Genomic DNA, 16612 nt, shown 5'->3' with positions numbered 1-16612 from the left:
CACACCGGCGTAGCGTTGCATATGACAACAGAAGGAACGGAGCATCGGATGCCTGGACCCGCAGCGCGCAGCGCGGACGCCGCCGCCATCCTGAGCGCGCTCATCGTCGTCTCCCGGCGCGGCGTCGCCGACGCCCGGACCGCGAGGATCCGGCTCTCGATGACCGAGCAGTCGATCCTCGGCTACCTCGTCGAGCACCCCGGCGCCCGCTCGACCGACATCGCGCAGGCATTCCGGCTCAACCGTTCGACCGTCTCCCGCCAGCTCGCCGGCCTCGTCCGGCTCGGCGTCGTCCGCGAACTCGCCGACGCCTCCGGCCGCGGCACCCCGCTCGAGCTGACCGAGGAGGGCTGGGCCGCGTACGACGAGGCCATCGGCATCCTGCAGGGCGTCGTCGACCGCCACCTGTCCGACTGGACCGACGAGGAGGTCGCGCGCTTCGCCCACGACCTGCAGCGTTTCAACCGCGACGCCGGGAGCGAGACCCGCCCCTGACGCCGCGAGCAGCGGCCGGTGCCCGCCGGCCACCCACCCGGAGCGGGCTCCACGAGAGCCCCACGAGCTCCACCAGAGAATGAGGAACACCATGCAACACATCACCGTGCTCGGCACCGGCGTGCTCGGCTCGCAGATCGCCTTCCAGACCGCCTACCACGGCTTCGACGTCGTGGCGTACGACGTCGACGAGCCCGCGCTCGCCGCGGCGACGGAGCGCTTCGCGAAGCTCGCGGAGACCTACCGCGCCGAGGGTGTGGCCGGTGCCGCGGAGGGCAAGGCCGAGGAGGCGCTCGCGCGCATCCGCACGAGCCACGTGCTCGCCGACGCCGTCGCCGACGCCGACCTCGTCATCGAGGCCGTGCCGGAGAACCCCGACATCAAGAAGGCCGTCTACGAGGAGCTCGGCCGGGTCGCCCCCGCGCGGACCATCTTCGCGACGAACTCCTCCACCCTGCTGCCGAGCGCGCTCGCGCCGTTCACCGGCCGGCCGGAGCAGTTCCTCGCGCTGCACTTCGCGAACCGCGTCTGGGCGCACAACACCGCCGAGGTGATGGGCACCGAGCAGACCGACCCCGCCGTGTACCGCGCCGTCGTCGAGTTCGCCGGCCGGATCGGCATGGTGCCGATCGAGATCAAGAAGGAGAAGGCCGGGTACCTGCTGAACTCGCTGCTCGTGCCGTTCCTGCAGGCGGCGGGCGAACTGCTCGTCGACGGCATCGCCGAGCCGGAGGCCATCGACCAGACTTGGCGCATCGGCACCGGCGCGCCCATGGGCCCGTTCCAGATCTACGACGTCGTCGGGCTCACGACCGCGTACAACATCTCGATGATGGGCGACGAGAAGCAGCGCGCCTTCGCGGCGCTCATCAAGGAGCGCTACCTCGATCAGGGCAAGCTCGGCGTCGCCACTGGCGAGGGGTTCTACACCTACCCCGCCGCCTGAGCCGGCTGGGCGGCCGGCGCCGGCGCGGCCCCGGACCGGGCGCGCCGCTCGCGCCGTCGCGCGAACGGTCGCTCCGGTGCCGTCAAAGGAGCCGATCACGCGACTCCACGATGCGGAGTCGCGCAGACTGCGGCTGGGGCAGACCCGTCGGAGCCATTCGCGCGACTTCGCGAGGAGACGACGGTCGGCGGTCGGGTGACCGGCGACCGGCGACCGGCGGTCGGCGACCGGCGCCCGGCGCCCGAAACGACGGAACGCCCGCCCCTCACTCGGAGGGGCGGGCGTTCCGCGTGCGGCGTGCGGCTAGCTCGTCTCGGCTGATCCCGCCGAGCGCTGGGCCGACGCCGGAGCGCCGCCCTGGAGCCCGGCGGTCTCGCTGCCGTCGCCCTCGCCCTCGCCAGCGCCCTCGCCGTCGACTGACTCGTCGTCGGCGTCACCCGAGACGACGAGATCGTCGCCGAGCGCCGCTTCGGCGTCGAGGTCGGTGGCCGCCTGCTCGAACTGCGAGTTGTAGAGGCGGTAGTACGCGCCCTTCTTCTCGATGAGCTCCTCGTGGGTGCCCTGCTCGACGATGTCGCCGTGCTCCATCACGAGGATGAGGTCGGCGTCGCGGATCGTCGAGAGCCGGTGCGCGATCACGAAGGAGGTGCGCCCCTCGCGGAGCGCCGCCATCGCGTTCTGCAGCAGCAGCTCGGTGCGGGTGTCGACGGAGCTCGTCGCCTCGTCGAGGATCAGCACCGAGGGCTGCGACACGAACGCGCGGGCGATCGTGATGAGCTGCTTCTCGCCGGCGGACACGTTGGCGGCGTCCTCGTCGAGCACGGTGTCGTACCCGTCGGGCAGCGAGTGCACGAAGCGGTCGACGTAGGTGGCCTTCGCCGCCTCGACGATCTCCTCGTCGCTCGCCGACTGCCGGCCGTAGCGGATGTTCTCGCGGATCGTGCCGGCGAACAGCCACGGGTCCTGCAGCACCATGCCGGTGCGCGCGCGGACGTCGTGCCGGGTGAGCTCGGCGATGTCCTGACCGTTCAGCAGGATGCGGCCGCCGTTCAGCTCGTAGAACCGCATGATGAGGTTCACGAGCGTCGTCTTGCCCGCACCCGTCGGGCCCACGATCGCGACCGTCTGCCCGGGCTCGACCCGGAACGAGAGGTCGCGGATGAGCGGCCGATCGGGGTGGTACGCGAACGAGACGTGCTCGAACTCGATGACGCCGTCGCCGTCGGCCGGGGCCGGGGCGTCCGCCGCGTCGGCGTCCTGCTCGTCCTGGTCGAGCAGCTCGAAGACGCGCTCGGCCGAGGCCGTGCCCGACTGGACCACCGCGGCCATGCCGCCGAGCTCCGAGAGCGGCTGGGTGAACTGCTGCGAGTACTGGATGAACGCCTGCACGTCGCCGAGTCGCAGCTGGCCGCCGGCCACCATGAGCCCGCCGAGCACCGCGATGCCGACGTAGGTCAGGTTCCCGATGAACATCATGCCGGGCATCATGATGTTCGAGAGGAACTGCGCCTTGAACGAGGCGCGGTAGAGCTCCTCGTTCTCGGCCTTGAACGCCTCGAGGCTCGACTGCTCGCGACCGAAGACCTTCACGAGCGCGTGGCCCGAGAACGACTCCTCGACGCGGGCGTTGAGACGGCCGACCTTGCGCCACTGGATGCCGAACGCCTTCTGCGACTTCGGGCCGATGATGCCGAAGATCACGGCCATGAGCGGCAGCGAGACGAGGGCGACGAGCGAGAGCTGCCACGAGATCGAGAACATCATGATGAGCACGCCGACCACCGTGAGCACGGCGGTGAGCGCCCCGGAGAGGGACTGCTGCATCATCTGGGTGATGTTGTCGATGTCGTTCGTCACGCGGGAGATCAGCTCGCCGCGCTGCACCTTGTCGAAGTAGCTGAGCGGCAGGCGGTTGATCTTCGCCTCGACCTCTTCGCGCAGGCGCCACATGGTGCGGACCATGATGACGTTGATCACGTAGCCCTGGAGCCAGGTGAGCACCGCCGCCGCGAAGTACAGGGCGAGCACGAGGATGATGACCTGGCTCAGCCGCACGAAGTCGATGCCCTCGCCGGGGACGACCCCGGCGGCGGCCACGATGTTCGCGATCTCCTCCTGGCCGGCGGCGCGGAGCTGCTCAACGGCCTGCTCGGTCGTCGTGCCGGCGGGCAGCTGCGCACCGATGACGCCGGCGAAGACGAGGTTCGTCGCCTCGCCGAGCACCTTCGGGCCGAGCACGGTGAGCAGCACGCCGAGCGCGCCGAGGAGGGACACGAGCGCGAAGGCGTACTTGTGCGGGGCGAGGAGGCCGAGGAGCCGGCCGAACGACTGCCGGAAGTTCTTCGCCTTGCCGGGTGCGACCGCGCCCGACCAGTCGTCGGCCGAGATGCGGGCCTGCTCGGCGAGCTCGAGTTCGAGCTTCTCCTCTTCGCTGAGCTCCGGCTGCTGCGGGGTCGTGCGGGTCATCGTGCGGCCTCCACTCCGAGCTGGGATTCGACGATCTCGCGATACGTCTGGCACGTCTCGAGGAGTTCGGCGTGCGTGCCGACGCCCACCATGCCGCCGTCGTCGAGAACGACGATGCGGTCGGCGTCGGTGATCGTGGAGACGCGCTGCGCGACCACGATCTTGGTGACCTCGGGGAGCTCGCGCCAGAGCGCCTGGCGCAGCCGGGCGTCGGTCGTGAGGTCGAGCGCCGAGAAGGAGTCGTCGAAGACGAGGATCTCGGGCGCGTGCACGATCGCACGGGCGATCGCGAGGCGCTGCCGCTGGCCGCCGGAGACGTTGGTGCCGCCCTGCGCGATGCGCGCGTCGAGCCCGCCCGGCATCTCCTCGACGAAGTCGCGGCCCTGGGCGATCTCGAGCGCGTGCCAGAGCTCCTCGTCGGTGGCGTCCTCCCGGCCGAAGCGCAGGTTCGAGCCGACCGTGCCGCTGAAGAGGAACGGTCGCTGCGGCACGAGGCCGATCGTCTGCCAGAGCGCGTCGAGGTCGGCGCGGCGCACGTCGACGCCGTTCACGACGACCTCGCCGCTCGTCACGTCGAAGAGCCGCGGGATGAGCGAGACGAGCGTCGTCTTGCCGGCGCCGGTGGAGCCGACGATGGCGACGGTCTCGCCGCGGGCGGCGCCGAACGAGATGCCCTCGAGCACGGGGTGCTCGGCGCCGGGGTAGGTGAACGCCGCGTCGCGGAAGGTCACCGTGCCGGTCTCGGGGAACTCGCTCACGGCGTTCGCCGGGCGCTCGAGGGAGGTGTCGGCGTGCAGCACCTCGCCGATGCGGTCGGCCGAGACCGCCGCACGGGGGATCATCATCGTCATGAAGCTCGCCATGAGCACGCCGCCGAGGATGATGCCGATGTACTGCATGAAGGCGAGGAGCGTGCCGATCTGCACGCCGCCCTGGTCGACCTCGATCGCGCCGAACCAGATCACCGCGATGGTGGTGACGTTCAGGATCAGCATGAAGAGGGGGAACAGCAGCACGAAGAGCGAGCCGACCTTGCGGCCGACGATCATGATGTCGGTGTTCGCCTCGCGGAAGCGCTCCTCCTCGATGGGCTCTCGGACGAAGGCGCGGATGACGCGGATGCCGGTGAGCTGCTCGCGCATGACCCGGTTCACGCCGTCGAGCTTGCGCTGGTAGGAGCGGAAGAGCGGCACCATGCGACCGATGACGAGGGCCGCGAGCACGAGCAGGGTCGGCACCGCGACGCCGATGATCCAGCTGAGCCCGACGTCCTGCTGGAGCGCCATGATGATGCCGCCGATCGCGAGGAGCGGAGCCGTCACGAGGAAGGTCGCCGCCATCATCGCGAGCATCTGCACCTGCTGCACGTCGTTCGTGTTGCGGGTGATCAGCGAGCCGGGGCCGAACTTCGAGACCTCGCGCTCGGAGAAGCTCGAGACCCGTTCGAAGACGTCGTTGCGGATGTCGCGGCCGAGCTGCATGGCCGCGCGCGCCGCGAAGTACGTCGCGATGATCGAGCAGAGGATCTGCCCGAGCGAGATCGTCAGCATGAACGTGCCGGTCGACCAGATGTAGGCGGTGTCGCCGCGGGAGACGCCCTCGTCGACGATGTCGGCGTTCAGGCGCGGGAGGTAGAGGCTCGCGAGAGCGGAGAGGAACTGGAAGACCAGCACCCCCAGCAAGAGCCATTTGTATGGTTTGAGGTATCTGACGAGCAGCTTTGCAAGCACGGGAGACTCCGGGGTTCGATCGTGTCGGTGCGGAGGGACGCTCCATTGTGCAGCGTGCCCCCGACATCCGCGTACGCGGTCCGCGAACGCGGGAAAATCACGATATATCGCGTTCGACGAGGAGTCACGATATATCGTGTTTAGAAATCCCGCAACCGTCGCTCGGGGGAGGCGGCATCGTCCCGGGGTACCATCTCCGTTCCGATCGGCATCCCAGTCCCGGCGCCGCACGGCGACGCATCGGCAGCCGGCGTCGGACCGCCCGGTTAGACTCGCCCGCGTGACCGGCCCCACCACCGCCCCGGGCGCGCGAGCGCCGCGCTTCCCCCTCGACATCGACGCCGTGCCCCGCACTCAGCGCGCCGAGGAGCTGGTCGAGGCGCTCCGCACCCGCGTCGTCATCGCCGACGGCGCGATGGGCACCATGCTTCAGCAGCACGAGCTCTCCCTCGAGGTCGACTTCGCGGGGCACGAGGGCTGCAACGAGATCCTGAACGCGACCCGCCCCGACGTCATCGGCGCCATCCACGACGACTACCTCGCGGTCGGCATCGACGCCGTCGAGACGAACACCTTCGGCGCCAACTGGTCGAACCTCTCCGACTACGGCATCGACGACCGCATCGCCGAGCTCGCCGAGTCGGGCGCGCGCATCGCCCGCGAGCGCGTCGAGGCCGCCGAACGCGCCGACGGCCGCCTCCGCTGGGTGCTCGGCTCGATGGGCCCGGGCACCAAGCTGCCGAGCCTCGGCCACACGACGTACGAGCACCTGAAGCAGACCTTCGCGCTGCAGGCCGAGGGGCTCATCGACGGCGGCGCCGACGCCTTCCTCATCGAGACCTCGCAGGACCTGCTCCAGACGAAGGCCGCGGTGAACGGCTGCAAGCAGGCGATCGTCGGCCGGGGCATCCGCCTGCCGATCCTCGTCGAGGTCACCGTCGAGACCACCGGCACCATGCTCATGGGCTCCGAGATCGGCGCAGCGCTCACCGCGCTCGAACCGCTCGGGGTCGACGCGATCGGCCTGAACTGCGCGACCGGGCCGGCCGAGATGAGCGAGCACCTGCGCCACCTCTCCAAGCACTCGCCCGTGCCGGTCGCCTGCATGCCGAACGCGGGCCTGCCGGTGCTCGGCGCCGACGGCGCGCACTACCCGCTCACGCCGGCCGAGCTCGCGACGGCGCACGAGCAGTTCGTCCGCGAGTTCGGCCTGGCGCTCGTCGGCGGCTGCTGCGGGACGACCCCGGAGCACCTCGCAGCGGTGGTCGAGCGGCTCCGGCCGGGCGGATCGGCGGGCGCGGATGCCCCGGCCGGCACGAACGCGGAGGCGGGCGCGGATGCCCCGGCCGGCACCGTGGGCGAGGCATCCCGCCGCCCGCGCATCGAGCCCGGCGTCGCCTCGCTCTACCAGCACGTGCCCTTCGATCAGGATGCCGCGTACCTCGCCATCGGCGAGCGCACGAACGCGAACGGCTCGAAGGCGTTCCGCGAGGCGATGCTCGAGGGCCGCTGGGACGACTGCGTCGAGATCGCGAAGCAGCAGACCCGCGTCGGCGCGCACCTGCTCGACGTCTGCGTCGATTACGTCGGGCGCGACGGCGTCGCCGACATCCGCGAGGTCGTCTCCCGGCTCGCGAGCGCCTCGACGCTCCCGCTCGTCGTCGACTCCACCGAGCCCGCCGTCATCGCCGCGGGGCTCGAGCTCATCGGCGGCCGGCCCGTCGTCAACTCCGTGAACTACGAGGACGGCGACGGCCCCGGCTCCCGGTTCGGCCGCATCATGCCGCTCGTGAAGGAGCACGGCGCCGCGGTCGTCGCCCTCACCATCGACGAGCAGGGCCAGGCCCGCACCGCCGACGAGAAGGTGCGCATCGCCACCCGGCTCGTCGAGGAGCTCACCGGCGAGTGGGGGCTGCGCGAGCACGACATCGTGCTCGACGCGCTCACCTTCCCCATCGCGACCGGGCAGGAGGAGACCCGCCGCGACGCGATCGAGACCATCGAGGCGATCCGGCGCTTGCACGCCGCCTACCCGGGCCTGCACTTCACGCTCGGCGTCTCCAACGTCTCCTTCGGCCTGAACCCGGCGGCGCGGAGCGTGCTGAACTCGGTGTTCCTGCACGAGGCCGTCGAGGCCGGGCTCGACTCCGGCATCATCGACGCCGCGAAGATCGTGCCGCTGGCCTCGCTCTCGGAGGAGCAGCGAAAGGTCGCGCTCGACCTCGTCTGGGACCGCCGCGAGTACGACGCCGACGGCCGCACGACGTACGACCCGCTCGCGGTCATGCTCGACCTCTTCGCGGGCGTCGACACCGCCGCGCTCCGCGATCAGCGCGCCGCCGAGCTCGCCGCGCTCCCGGTGGGCGAGCGGCTGGAGCGGCGCATCATCGACGGCGAGTCGAAGGGGCTCGAGGCCGACCTCGACCTCGCCCGCGCGGGCGGGTTGTCGGCGCTGCAGATCATCAACGACCACCTGCTCGAGGGCATGAAGGTCGTCGGCGAGCGGTTCGGCTCGGGCGAGATGCAGCTGCCGTTCGTGCTGCAGTCCGCCGAGACCATGAAGGCCGCCGTCGCGCTGCTCGAGCCGCACATGGAGAAGACCGAGGCATCCGGCAAGGGCACGATGGTCATCGCGACCGTCCGCGGCGACGTGCACGACATCGGCAAGAACCTCGTCGACATCATCCTCACGAACAACGGCTACCGGGTGATCAACCTCGGCATCAAGCAGCCGATCGCCGACATCATCGCCGCAGCCGAGGAGCACGACGCCGACGTCATCGGCATGTCCGGCCTCCTCGTGAAGTCCACCGTCGTCATGAAGGAGAACCTCGAGGAGCTGAACGCGCGCGGCCTCGCGACGCGCTGGCCCGTCATCCTCGGCGGCGCCGCCCTCACCCGCACCTACGTGGAAGACGACCTCGCCGGCATCTTCGACGGCGAGGTCCGCTACGCCCGTGACGCCTTCGAGGGCCTCGCCCTCATGGAGCCGCTCGTCCGCGTCGCGCGCGGCGCGGACCCCGCCGAGGTGGGCCTGCCGCCGCTGAAGAAGCGCATCCACTCCGCCGGGTCCCGGCTGACGCTCACCGAGCCCGAGGCGATGCCCGAGCGCTCCGATGTCGCCCGCGACAACGCCGTGCCCGTCCCGCCGTTCTGGGGGACGCGGATCGTCCGCGGCGTGGCGCTCGCCGACTATGCGGCGTTCCTCGACGAGCGCGCCACGTTCCTCGGCCAGTGGGGGCTGAAGCCCGGGCGGGGCGACGACGGCGCGAGCTACGAGGAGCTCGTCGCGCGCGAGGGACGGCCCCGGCTGCGGTACTGGCTCGACCGGATCCTCGGCGAGGGCATGCTCGACGCCTCGGTGGCGTACGGCTACTTCCCGGTGGTGTCCGAGGGCGACGACCTCGTGGTGCTGCACCACGACGACGACCCGGAGGGTGCGCTCGGCCGGCCCGGGCTCCTCGCGCCCGACGGCGGATCGGGCGGCCCGCTCGGAACCGAGCGGCTGCGATTCCGCTTCCCGAGGCAGCGCCGCGACCGGCACCTCTGCCTCGCGGACTTCGTGCGCTCGCGCGAGTCCGGCGAGGTCGACGTGCTGCCGGTGCAGCTCGTCACCGCGGGGGCGAACATCGACCAGGTCACGGCGAAGCTCTTCGCCGAGAACCGGTACCGCGACTACTACGAGCTGAACGGGCTCGTGATGCAGCTCACCGAGGCGCTCGCCGAGTTCTGGCACGCGCGCATCCGCGCCGAGCTCGGCTTCGCGGGCGAGGACCCGGCGGATGCCGCGGGCCTCTTCAAGCTCGAGTACCGCGGGGCGAGGTTCTCGCTCGGCTACCCCGCGTGCCCCGACATGGAGGACCGGCGCAAGGTCGTCGAGTTGCTCCGGCCCGAGCGCATGGGCGTGGAGCTCAGCGAGGAGCTGCAGCTGCATCCCGAGCAGTCGACCGACGCCTTCGTCTTCCACCACCCCGAGGCGAAGTACTTCTCGGTCTGAGCCGGCCCCCGAGCTACTGGTCCCCTGAGCGTGTCGAAGGGGCGCTCGCTTCGATGAGCTCTGCGAACCAGGCGCAGCGAACTGCGCTCAGCGCAGCGCGTTCCGCGGCAGCTTGGCGCGCCGCAGCGCCGCGAGCACCGCCGGGCCGGCGACCGCGAGGCCGATCACGGTGGTGATGGCGCGCAGGGTGTCCCAGCTCGCGGTCGAGGTGACGAGCGAGTACAGCAGGAAGCTGCCGAGGTTCTCGCCGAGCGTCGCGCCGGGCTCGTAGGAGATCCCGGCGCCGGTGCCGACGGCGAACGGCCAGTACCAGAAGTTCATGACGAGCCCGAAGGCGTAGGAGGCGAGCACCCCGTAGGCCGCGAGCATCGCGATCTCGGCGAGCTTCGCCCGCGGGCCGCGGAGCCGCGGCAGAAGCCCGGCGCCCGCCCCGACCCAGCCGCAGGCGAACATCTGGAACGGCGTCCACGGCCCGAAGCCGCCCTGCAGCGTCGACGACAGCAGGATGACGAAGACGCCGAGGAGGAACCCGAACCGCGCCCCGTAGGCCCGCCCCGCGAGGATCAGCAGCACGAACACGGCCTCGATGCCGCCCACGCCGGTGCCGACGACCCGCACGGCTGCGCCGACGGCGGTGAGCGTGCCGAGGAGCGCGAGCACCTTCGCCGAGCGCACGCTGCCGTCGAGGACGAAGACGAGCGTCACCGCGGCGAGCGGCGCGAGCGCGAGCGCGACGAACGGCACCGCCCCCTGCGCCTCGCTCGGCAGCGCCGGGACGAACAACGGCCACGCGAAGGCGGCGACGGCGAGCAGGTGCCCGCCCCAGACGAGCGGGGTCTGCACGCGCGGGCTCCATTTCACGGGCGCACCGCCGTCCGCAGGGCGCCGGTGCCGAGCCGGCCGTCGTGCATCTCGATCGTGCGCTCGGCGAGTTCGGCCGCGAAGGCGTGGTCGTGCGTGGCGATCGCGACGGCGCGACCCTCGTCGGCGGCGGCCCGGAGCGCCGCGGCGACGAGCGCGCGGGCTCGGGCGTCGAGTCCGCGGGTCGGTTCGTCGATGAGGAGCACCGAGGCATCCGCCGCGAGCTGGATCGCCATCGCGAGGCAGCGCCGCTCACCGGTGGAGAGGTCGCGGGGATGGCTCGCGAGGAGGCGGGATGCCGCGGCGGCGCGTGCCTCGACGCGGCCCTCGTCACCGACCGCGACCCCGTCGGATGCGCCGAGGAACGCGAGGAACCGGGCCCGGGTCGTCCCGGCCGGTGCGCCGGCCTCGCGATCGGCGCGCCGGCACTCCTCCTCGGCGTTCGTCGCGCAGAGGAGATCGTCGGATGCCTCGGGCACGAGCGCGACCGCGGCACGTCGGGCACGGCGGCGGAGGCGGGCGACGTCGCCCCCGCCGACGTGCACCTGACCGGGGGCCTTCGGCAGCGCGAGGGCGAGCAGCAGGCTCGACTTCCCGGCGCCGTTCGGTCCGGCGAGGGCGACGATCTCGCCCGAGCAGAGGTCCAAGGAGGCATCCGCGACCGCGACGCGGCCGCCGAGGACGACGCGGATGCCGCGTGCCTCCAGGCGCGCGCCGCCGTGTGCGCCCGCCGCAGTGTCGATACTGCGCGTCCGGCCCGGCACACCCGGCCCGACCGTTCCGCTCGGCCCGACCGTTCCGCTCGAGGCATCCGGGCTGTCCGCGCGGTCGCCGGTCTCGGCGAGCGGCGAGGACATGCCTGCGGCCGGCACGCCATCGGACGGCGGCACTCGCTGCAGCCGCCCGTCGGCGATGTCGAACCGGGCGTCGGCGACCTGGGCGAGCTCGCCGAGCCGGTGCTCCGCGACGATGACGCAGACGCCGCTCTCGTGCGCGAGGGAGTCGAGCAGCGCGCGGATGCGGAGGCGCGCGTCGGCGTCGAGGTCGGCGAGCGGTTCGTCGACGAGGAGGATCCGGGGCCGCTCCACGAGCGCCGCGGCGATCGCGACGAGCGTCGCCTCGCCCGCCGAGAGGGCGCGGATGTCGCGGTCGAGCAGCCGGGTCACCCCGACCCGCGCCGCCGCCTCCGCGACGCGCCCTGCGACGATCGCGGGAACGATGCCGCGGGCCGTCGGAGCGAATCCGATCTCGTCGGCGACCGTCTCGCTCGCGAATCCGAGCCGCGGGTTCTGCAGGACGACGCCGACGAAGCCGGCGGTCTCGCGCGGCGGAACCGACCGCCGGTCGATCCCGGCGAGCCGGGCGGTGCCGTGCAGCTCTCCGTCGTCGAAGTGGGTGTGCAGGCCGCTGAGCGCGTGCAGCAGCGTCGACTTGCCTGATCCGGTCGGCCCGCTCACCAGCACGAGCGCCCCGGCCGGGACGACGAGCTCCTCGACGGCGAGGGTCCAGCCCGCAGCGCCCGTGCCGGCGTCGTCGGCCCCGTCCGCGGCATCCGCGCACGCCCCGTAGGCGAGCACCGCGCCGCGGAACTCGACCGGAGTGGCCGTTCCGGCATCCACCGAGCGCTGCGCGCCGAAGCCGCGCACCTCCATCGCCGCCGCGATCGCGACCGCCCGCTCGACCGTGCGTTCGAGGAGCGGCACGAGCAGCGCCGCCGCGCCGCGCGAGCCGCGGAGCTTCCGGGCCAGCGCGACCTGCCGCACCGCGTCGCCGAGCGCCGGCACCGTCGCCCAGGCGATGACGAGGGTGCGGGCCGCGCCGCGGAGCGGACCGCCGCGGGCGCCGCGCGCGAAGAGCCGCGAGAGGTCGACGCAGGCGTTGAGCGCGCCGAAGGCGAAGATGACGGCCGCGATCGGCAGTGCGCTCTCGACGGAGTTCCAGATGCCGCCGGTCGTGACCGGGCCGAGCATCGTGACGTGGGCGAACGGCGCCGGCAGGCGCACGACGGGCAGATCGAGGAGCACGATTCCGCCGCCGTCGACCCCGTGGAACAGGATCCGGTAGAGCACGCGCACGACGATGAACCCCACGGCGAGGATCGCGGCGTGCCGCAACGGTGCGGCTCGGAATCGGAACACGGCGGCTCTCGGGGGGATGCGGGGCGCCGGCGGGATCACTCCGCGGGCGCGGCCGGTTCGTCGTTCAGGGTGAAGAGGAGCTCGACGGCGTCGCCGGGCTGCAGCTCGAGCGTGCCGAGGCCCTCCTGGGCGTAGCCCCACTCGCCGTCCGCGGGCTTCTGCCAGAGCGCCCAGTAGGCGAACGCCGCGGGCATCGACTCGCACGACTCGTGGTACTCGCTGCCGTCGGCCGCGGTGATCGCGAAGTCCTGGGCAGGGACGCCGTTGACGCGGCAGACGACCTGGTCGCCGTACTGCACGGTGCCCTCCGTCTCGACGCCGGCCCGCGCGAGCGCGTCGGCCGCGATGATCGGATCTTCGGTGACCACGCAGGTATCGACGGAGGCGTCGCCCGGAACGTCGAGGTTGCCCGGGTCGACGATGACGGTGACGCCGCTGCACGTGCCTGCTGCGGCATCGCTCGACGCGGTGGGGGACGGGCTCGGCTGTCCGGTGCAGCCGGTGAGGGCGAGCGCCGCGACGGCGGCGACCACGATCAGGGAGACACGGAGAGGGGAATTCACGTACCCAGCGTAGGGGTGCCAGAGGTCGGATGTCGTGCCGCGACGCGCTGCGGTGCTGGCCGGCGTCGCTCGCGTCCGGACGAGCCGGGCGCCGTCCGCCCGCCGCCCGTCCGCCCGCCGCTGATCCGTTCGCGAGTACGTGGTCGCCTGTGGAGAACGGCCCGCCCGAGCGGCGGCACTCGCCTAGCGTGCAGGGATGCCACGAAGCCACCGTTCCCGGGTCGTTGCCGCCGCGCTCGCGCTCGGGCTCGCCGCCGCGCTCGCCGGGTGCGACTCGGGCGCGGGCACCGCGCCGTCGCCGTCCCAGCCGTCGATGCCGCCGCCGGACGAGCCCATCTTCGCGAGCGACGAGGAGGCCCTCGCCGCCGCCGAGGATGCGTATGCGGCGTATGCGGCTGCCTCCGCGGCCGTCGGCGCGGACGGTGGCGTTGGTGTGGAGCGGCTTCGCGACCTTGTGGACGTCGAACTATACAAACAGTCGGTAGAAGAATTTCGTCAGTTCGAGGAAATGGGCCTCAGCTCGGAAGGCACATCGATCATCAGGAACGCGGCGCTCGCAGATCACCGAGCGCTGAATGACCAAGTACTCATCAGCGCCTATTTATGCCGGGACGTCTCCAACGTTCGCGTTCTTGATCGCACCGGCGATGATGTCACCCCAGCCGATCGCCAGGATCGCCAGTCTTTGCTCGTCTCGTTCAAAGGCACTCGCGGGCATCTCGTGATCTCGCAGATCGAACCTTGGAAGGATCAGACGCCGTGCGAGTAGCGCTCCGCGTTGTCTCCGCTGGTCTTGTGGCTGTCGTCGCGAGCACGTCGGGAGGTGGCGACTGGTCAGAGCTCGGCGGCTGGATTGGCGGTCAAGCTGACGGCGGTAAATCAGTCAACATTGCCGCCGAGGTTCGATCTGACGGTCAGCCGAATGGGCCGCGTCACACCTCATACGACAATGAGGTTGAACCAGAGTTGATCGAGTCACCCGCACCACCCCCACCCCCGCCTCCGGCGAACTGCAGTCCGATGAACCGGGCGCTGTGCGCGGCGCCGGAGCGCGACGACGTCCCGCCGGCGGAACCGGCGCCGGCACCGGCCGAGCCGAGTCTGACGCTGCGCGACATCGCGTCGTTCCGTCCGGCATCACCCGGCTTCACGAGCGAGCCGTCGGGGTGGGCGGTGGTCGGCCGTCCGGTGAACCTGCTCGCAGAGGCATCCGCCACGACGCGCACCGGAACCCTGCTCGGGCGCCCCGTCGACGTCGCGTTCACCCCGGTCGCCTTCGAGTGGAGCGCCTCGACGGGAAAGCGTCTCGTGACCGAGGCGGCGGGGCGCAGCTGGCGCGAGCTCGGCGTTCCCGAGCTGTCGAGCACCGACACGTCGCTCCGGCTCGAGCGGCCGGGGCGCGTGACCGTGGCCCTGACCGTCCGCTACGCCGCCGAGTATCGCTTCGCGGGATCCGTGTGGCGGAGCATCCCCGGCACGCTCGCCGTGGATGCGGGGGAGCGGGAGCTGCTCGTCGGAACGTTCGACACCGTCCTCACCGACGGCGACTGCCGTGCGAACCCGGACGGCCCGGGATGCTGATGGCGTCACACGGCGACATACACCAGCGCCTCGTACCGATTCGTGATGTGGAGACTCTTCCGGTCGAAGTCACAGGTGGGCTATGTTATCCAGTACTCCAACTCAGCGGGCGACCGCCCGTGCCTCCATATTGATTGCCCGGGGGCGGATCCTTCCGTGCGGCATGACCCGATTCGAGTGCGGCCGCCAGCAGCGTTCCGCCTCGGCCTCCGCGGGGCGTCCGCGGCGCGCGACGACCGGTCCGGTCGACCGCGCAGGGCGGGCACGAGCCGCCCATTGGCACGAACGAAGGAAACACAGCATGGCAACCGGAACCGTCAAGTGGTTCAACGCCGAAAAGGGCTACGGCTTCATCTCCCCCGACGACGGCAGCGCTGACGTCTTCGCGCACTTCAGCGCGATCGACGGCAACGGCTACCGCTCGCTCGACGAGGGGCAGAAGGTCGAGTTCGACGTCGCGCAGGGTCAGAAGGGCCCGCAGGCGGAGAAGATCCGCGCGATCTGATCTCGGCATCGAACGTAGCGAACGCCGCGGGGTGAACACCCCGCGGCGTTCGTCGTTTCCGGGCGACGGTGGCACCAGTGGGTCTCGGCTGCGAATCGGCATCCGCGCGTCGCGTGTTTCGGCATCCGCACGCATCGTCGACGCGGACGGCGCGCGCCGCTGGCGCGCGCCCGCAACCCCAGGGTGAGCACAGCTTCGACCAATACGCTCACGGGAATCGGATCGACCGATCCGCCGACGCGCACCTGGGAGGAACCAGTCTGATGCAGTGCCCCGTTGACGGAGCCGTGCTCGTGATGAGCGAGCGCAGCGGAATCGAGATCGACTACTGTCCCACCTGCCGAGGCGTGTGGCTCGATCGCGGAGAGCTCGACAAGATCATCGACCGTGCCGGCAACGGCGGCCAGCAGGCACCGGTGCAGCAGGCACCGGTGCAGCAGGCGCCCGCGCAGCCCCAGTACCAGCAGCCGGCGCAGCCGCAGTACCAGCAGCCCGCGCAGCAGGGCGGGCAGAGCCCGATGGACCTGCTCCGCCAGGTGGCCGGCCAGGGGCAGGGGTACGACCGCGGCTACGACCAGCGCGGCTACGACCAGGGTCACTCCCGCAAGAAGAAGAAGGAGAACTGGCTCTCCGAACTCTTCGACTGAGCCGGCTCCACGCGAGAGGGTCGTTTTCCGACGCCGAGGCGCCCGATCGGGGCGGCGGATGCCGGGGAACGACCCTTTCGCGTCAGCGCTACCCCTGCGCGCCGCCCGAGATGTTCACGACCCAGCTGACGCCGAATCGGTCGACGAGCATGCCGAAGGCGTCGCCCCACGGCGCGACCACGAGTGGCTCGACGACGGTGCCGCCGTCGACGAGGCGGTCGTAGTAGCCGCGGAGGGTGGCGTCGTCGTCGCCCGACAGCGACACCGAGAACCCGGCGGCCGGGCGGTACTCCAGGTGCGAGGGCGTGTCGGCCGCCATGAGGGTGATCCCGTTCTCGCCGTCGATCTGCCCGTGCATGATCTTGTCGGCGTCGGCCGAGTCTTCGGCCTGCCCGAACTCGGCGAAGGTCGACATGTTCAGCGTGCCGCCGAACACCGAGTGGTAGAACTCGAGCGCCGTACGCGCCTCGTCGCGGAAGTTCAGGTACGGATTCAGCGTGACGGACATCACGACTCCTTCGATCGAATCGGCTCTGGCGCTGATTCTGCTCCGCTCGCGGCCCGTCCGCGAGGGGGGCGAGGTGAATTCGCGGCGACGCTCCGGGGGTCGCGGCGACGGTCCTGGCGCAGCTCTTGACGTGCATGGCAGTCGCGCGTATCGTAATCAATCAAACGGTTGATCA

The 16612-nt window shown here is 71.4% G+C and carries 13 protein-coding genes; 7 read left to right on the top strand and 6 right to left on the bottom strand.

All coding sequences use genetic code 11. From position 1 onward, the window contains the following. The first annotated feature begins 48 nt into the window (after positions 1 to 48). On the top strand, positions 49 to 495 hold the full coding sequence (locus ROT00_RS04190; protein ID WP_404772562.1) for a MarR family winged helix-turn-helix transcriptional regulator: 447 nt from the start codon (positions 49 to 51) through the stop codon (positions 493 to 495). A 91-nt stretch (positions 496 to 586) separates the two neighbouring features. Further along, a complete protein-coding gene (locus tag ROT00_RS04185; RefSeq protein ID WP_404772560.1) occupies positions 587 to 1441 on the top strand; it encodes a 3-hydroxyacyl-CoA dehydrogenase in 855 nt (284 codons plus the stop codon). A gap of 303 nt (positions 1442 to 1744) precedes the next feature. On the opposite strand, the gene ROT00_RS04180 is transcribed toward ROT00_RS04185, so the two are convergent. After that, on the bottom strand, positions 1745 to 3907 hold the full coding sequence (locus tag ROT00_RS04180; protein ID WP_404772558.1) for an ABC transporter ATP-binding protein: 2163 nt from the start codon (positions 3905 to 3907) through the stop codon (positions 1745 to 1747). After that, a complete protein-coding gene (locus tag ROT00_RS04175; protein WP_404772556.1) occupies positions 3904 to 5637 on the bottom strand; it encodes an ABC transporter ATP-binding protein in 1734 nt (577 codons plus the stop codon). The genes ROT00_RS04180 and ROT00_RS04175 overlap by 4 nt, the downstream gene beginning before the upstream one ends. 415 nt (positions 5638 to 6052) lie before the next feature. Between ROT00_RS04175 and ROT00_RS04170 the strand changes: the two genes are divergently transcribed. Next, complete coding sequence (locus ROT00_RS04170) at positions 6053 to 9634, top strand: methionine synthase (RefSeq protein WP_404772964.1); 3582 nt, start codon at positions 6053 to 6055, stop codon at positions 9632 to 9634. Between the two features lie 87 nt (positions 9635 to 9721). On the opposite strand, the gene ROT00_RS04165 is transcribed toward ROT00_RS04170, so the two are convergent. From ROT00_RS04165 to ROT00_RS04155, 3 genes are read right to left on the bottom strand one after another with little or no spacing between them, the layout of a single operon-like run. After that, positions 9722 to 10477 (bottom strand): ECF transporter S component, encoded by a 756-nt coding sequence (locus tag ROT00_RS04165; RefSeq protein ID WP_404772554.1) that lies wholly within the window; start codon positions 10475 to 10477, stop codon positions 9722 to 9724. 14 nt (positions 10478 to 10491) lie between these two features. Further along, entirely contained in the window at positions 10492 to 12633 is a 2142-nt protein-coding gene (locus ROT00_RS04160; RefSeq protein ID WP_404772552.1) for an ATP-binding cassette domain-containing protein, read from the bottom strand. A 35-nt stretch (positions 12634 to 12668) separates the two neighbouring features. Continuing rightward, positions 12669 to 13196, bottom strand: a complete 528-nt coding sequence (locus tag ROT00_RS04155; RefSeq protein WP_404772550.1) for a hypothetical protein — start codon at positions 13194 to 13196, stop codon at positions 12669 to 12671. A gap of 196 nt (positions 13197 to 13392) precedes the next feature. Between ROT00_RS04155 and ROT00_RS04150 the strand changes: the two genes are divergently transcribed. The 4 genes from ROT00_RS04150 to ROT00_RS04135 all read left to right on the top strand — a co-directional run bounded on the left by ROT00_RS04150 (position 13393) and on the right by ROT00_RS04135 (position 15929). Beyond that, positions 13393 to 13965: a hypothetical protein gene (locus ROT00_RS04150; RefSeq protein ID WP_404772548.1), complete on the top strand. Its 573-nt coding sequence runs from the start codon at positions 13393 to 13395 to the stop codon at positions 13963 to 13965. A gap of 251 nt (positions 13966 to 14216) precedes the next feature. Then, positions 14217 to 14777: a hypothetical protein gene (locus ROT00_RS04145; RefSeq protein ID WP_404772546.1), complete on the top strand. Its 561-nt coding sequence runs from the start codon at positions 14217 to 14219 to the stop codon at positions 14775 to 14777. A 301-nt stretch (positions 14778 to 15078) separates the two neighbouring features. After that, a complete protein-coding gene (gene cspE / locus ROT00_RS04140; protein ID WP_189083548.1) occupies positions 15079 to 15282 on the top strand; it encodes a transcription antiterminator/RNA stability regulator CspE in 204 nt (67 codons plus the stop codon). Positions 15283 to 15545: 263 nt separating this feature from the next. After that, positions 15546 to 15929 carry a TFIIB-type zinc ribbon-containing protein gene (locus ROT00_RS04135; protein WP_404772544.1) on the top strand — a complete coding sequence of 128 codons (384 nt, stop codon included), beginning with the start codon at positions 15546 to 15548 and terminating at the stop codon, positions 15927 to 15929. Between the two features lie 88 nt (positions 15930 to 16017). On the opposite strand, the gene ROT00_RS04130 is transcribed toward ROT00_RS04135, so the two are convergent. Next, positions 16018 to 16437: a VOC family protein gene (locus tag ROT00_RS04130; protein WP_404772542.1), complete on the bottom strand. Its 420-nt coding sequence runs from the start codon at positions 16435 to 16437 to the stop codon at positions 16018 to 16020. Positions 16438 to 16612: the final 175 nt, after the last annotated feature.

Origin of the sequence: Agromyces mediolanus (assembly GCF_044917495.1) — a bacterium.
Classification (GTDB): domain Bacteria; phylum Actinomycetota; class Actinomycetes; order Actinomycetales; family Microbacteriaceae; genus Agromyces; species Agromyces mediolanus_B.
This window is presented reverse-complemented; position numbering and strand designations above follow the sequence as displayed.

What these genes read in the sequence shown, in the direction of transcription:
- ROT00_RS04190 (WP_404772562.1), top strand. Translation starts at nt 49, where the DNA reads ATGCCTGGACCCGCAGCGCGCAGCGCGGACGCCGCCGCCATCCTGAGC.
- ROT00_RS04185 (WP_404772560.1), top strand. Translation starts at nt 587, where the DNA reads ATGCAACACATCACCGTGCTCGGCACCGGCGTGCTCGGCTCGCAGATC.
- ROT00_RS04180 (WP_404772558.1), bottom strand. Translation starts at nt 3,907, where the DNA reads ATGACCCGCACGACCCCGCAGCAGCCGGAGCTCAGCGAAGAGGAGAAG.
- ROT00_RS04170 (WP_404772964.1), top strand. Translation starts at nt 6,053, where the DNA reads ATGGGCACCATGCTTCAGCAGCACGAGCTCTCCCTCGAGGTCGACTTC.
- ROT00_RS04150 (WP_404772548.1), top strand. Translation starts at nt 13,393, where the DNA reads ATGCCACGAAGCCACCGTTCCCGGGTCGTTGCCGCCGCGCTCGCGCTC.
- ROT00_RS04145 (WP_404772546.1), top strand. Translation starts at nt 14,217, where the DNA reads ATGAACCGGGCGCTGTGCGCGGCGCCGGAGCGCGACGACGTCCCGCCG.
- cspE (WP_189083548.1), top strand. Translation starts at nt 15,079, where the DNA reads ATGGCAACCGGAACCGTCAAGTGGTTCAACGCCGAAAAGGGCTACGGC.
- ROT00_RS04135 (WP_404772544.1), top strand. Translation starts at nt 15,546, where the DNA reads ATGCAGTGCCCCGTTGACGGAGCCGTGCTCGTGATGAGCGAGCGCAGC.
- ROT00_RS04130 (WP_404772542.1), bottom strand. Translation starts at nt 16,437, where the DNA reads ATGTCCGTCACGCTGAATCCGTACCTGAACTTCCGCGACGAGGCGCGT.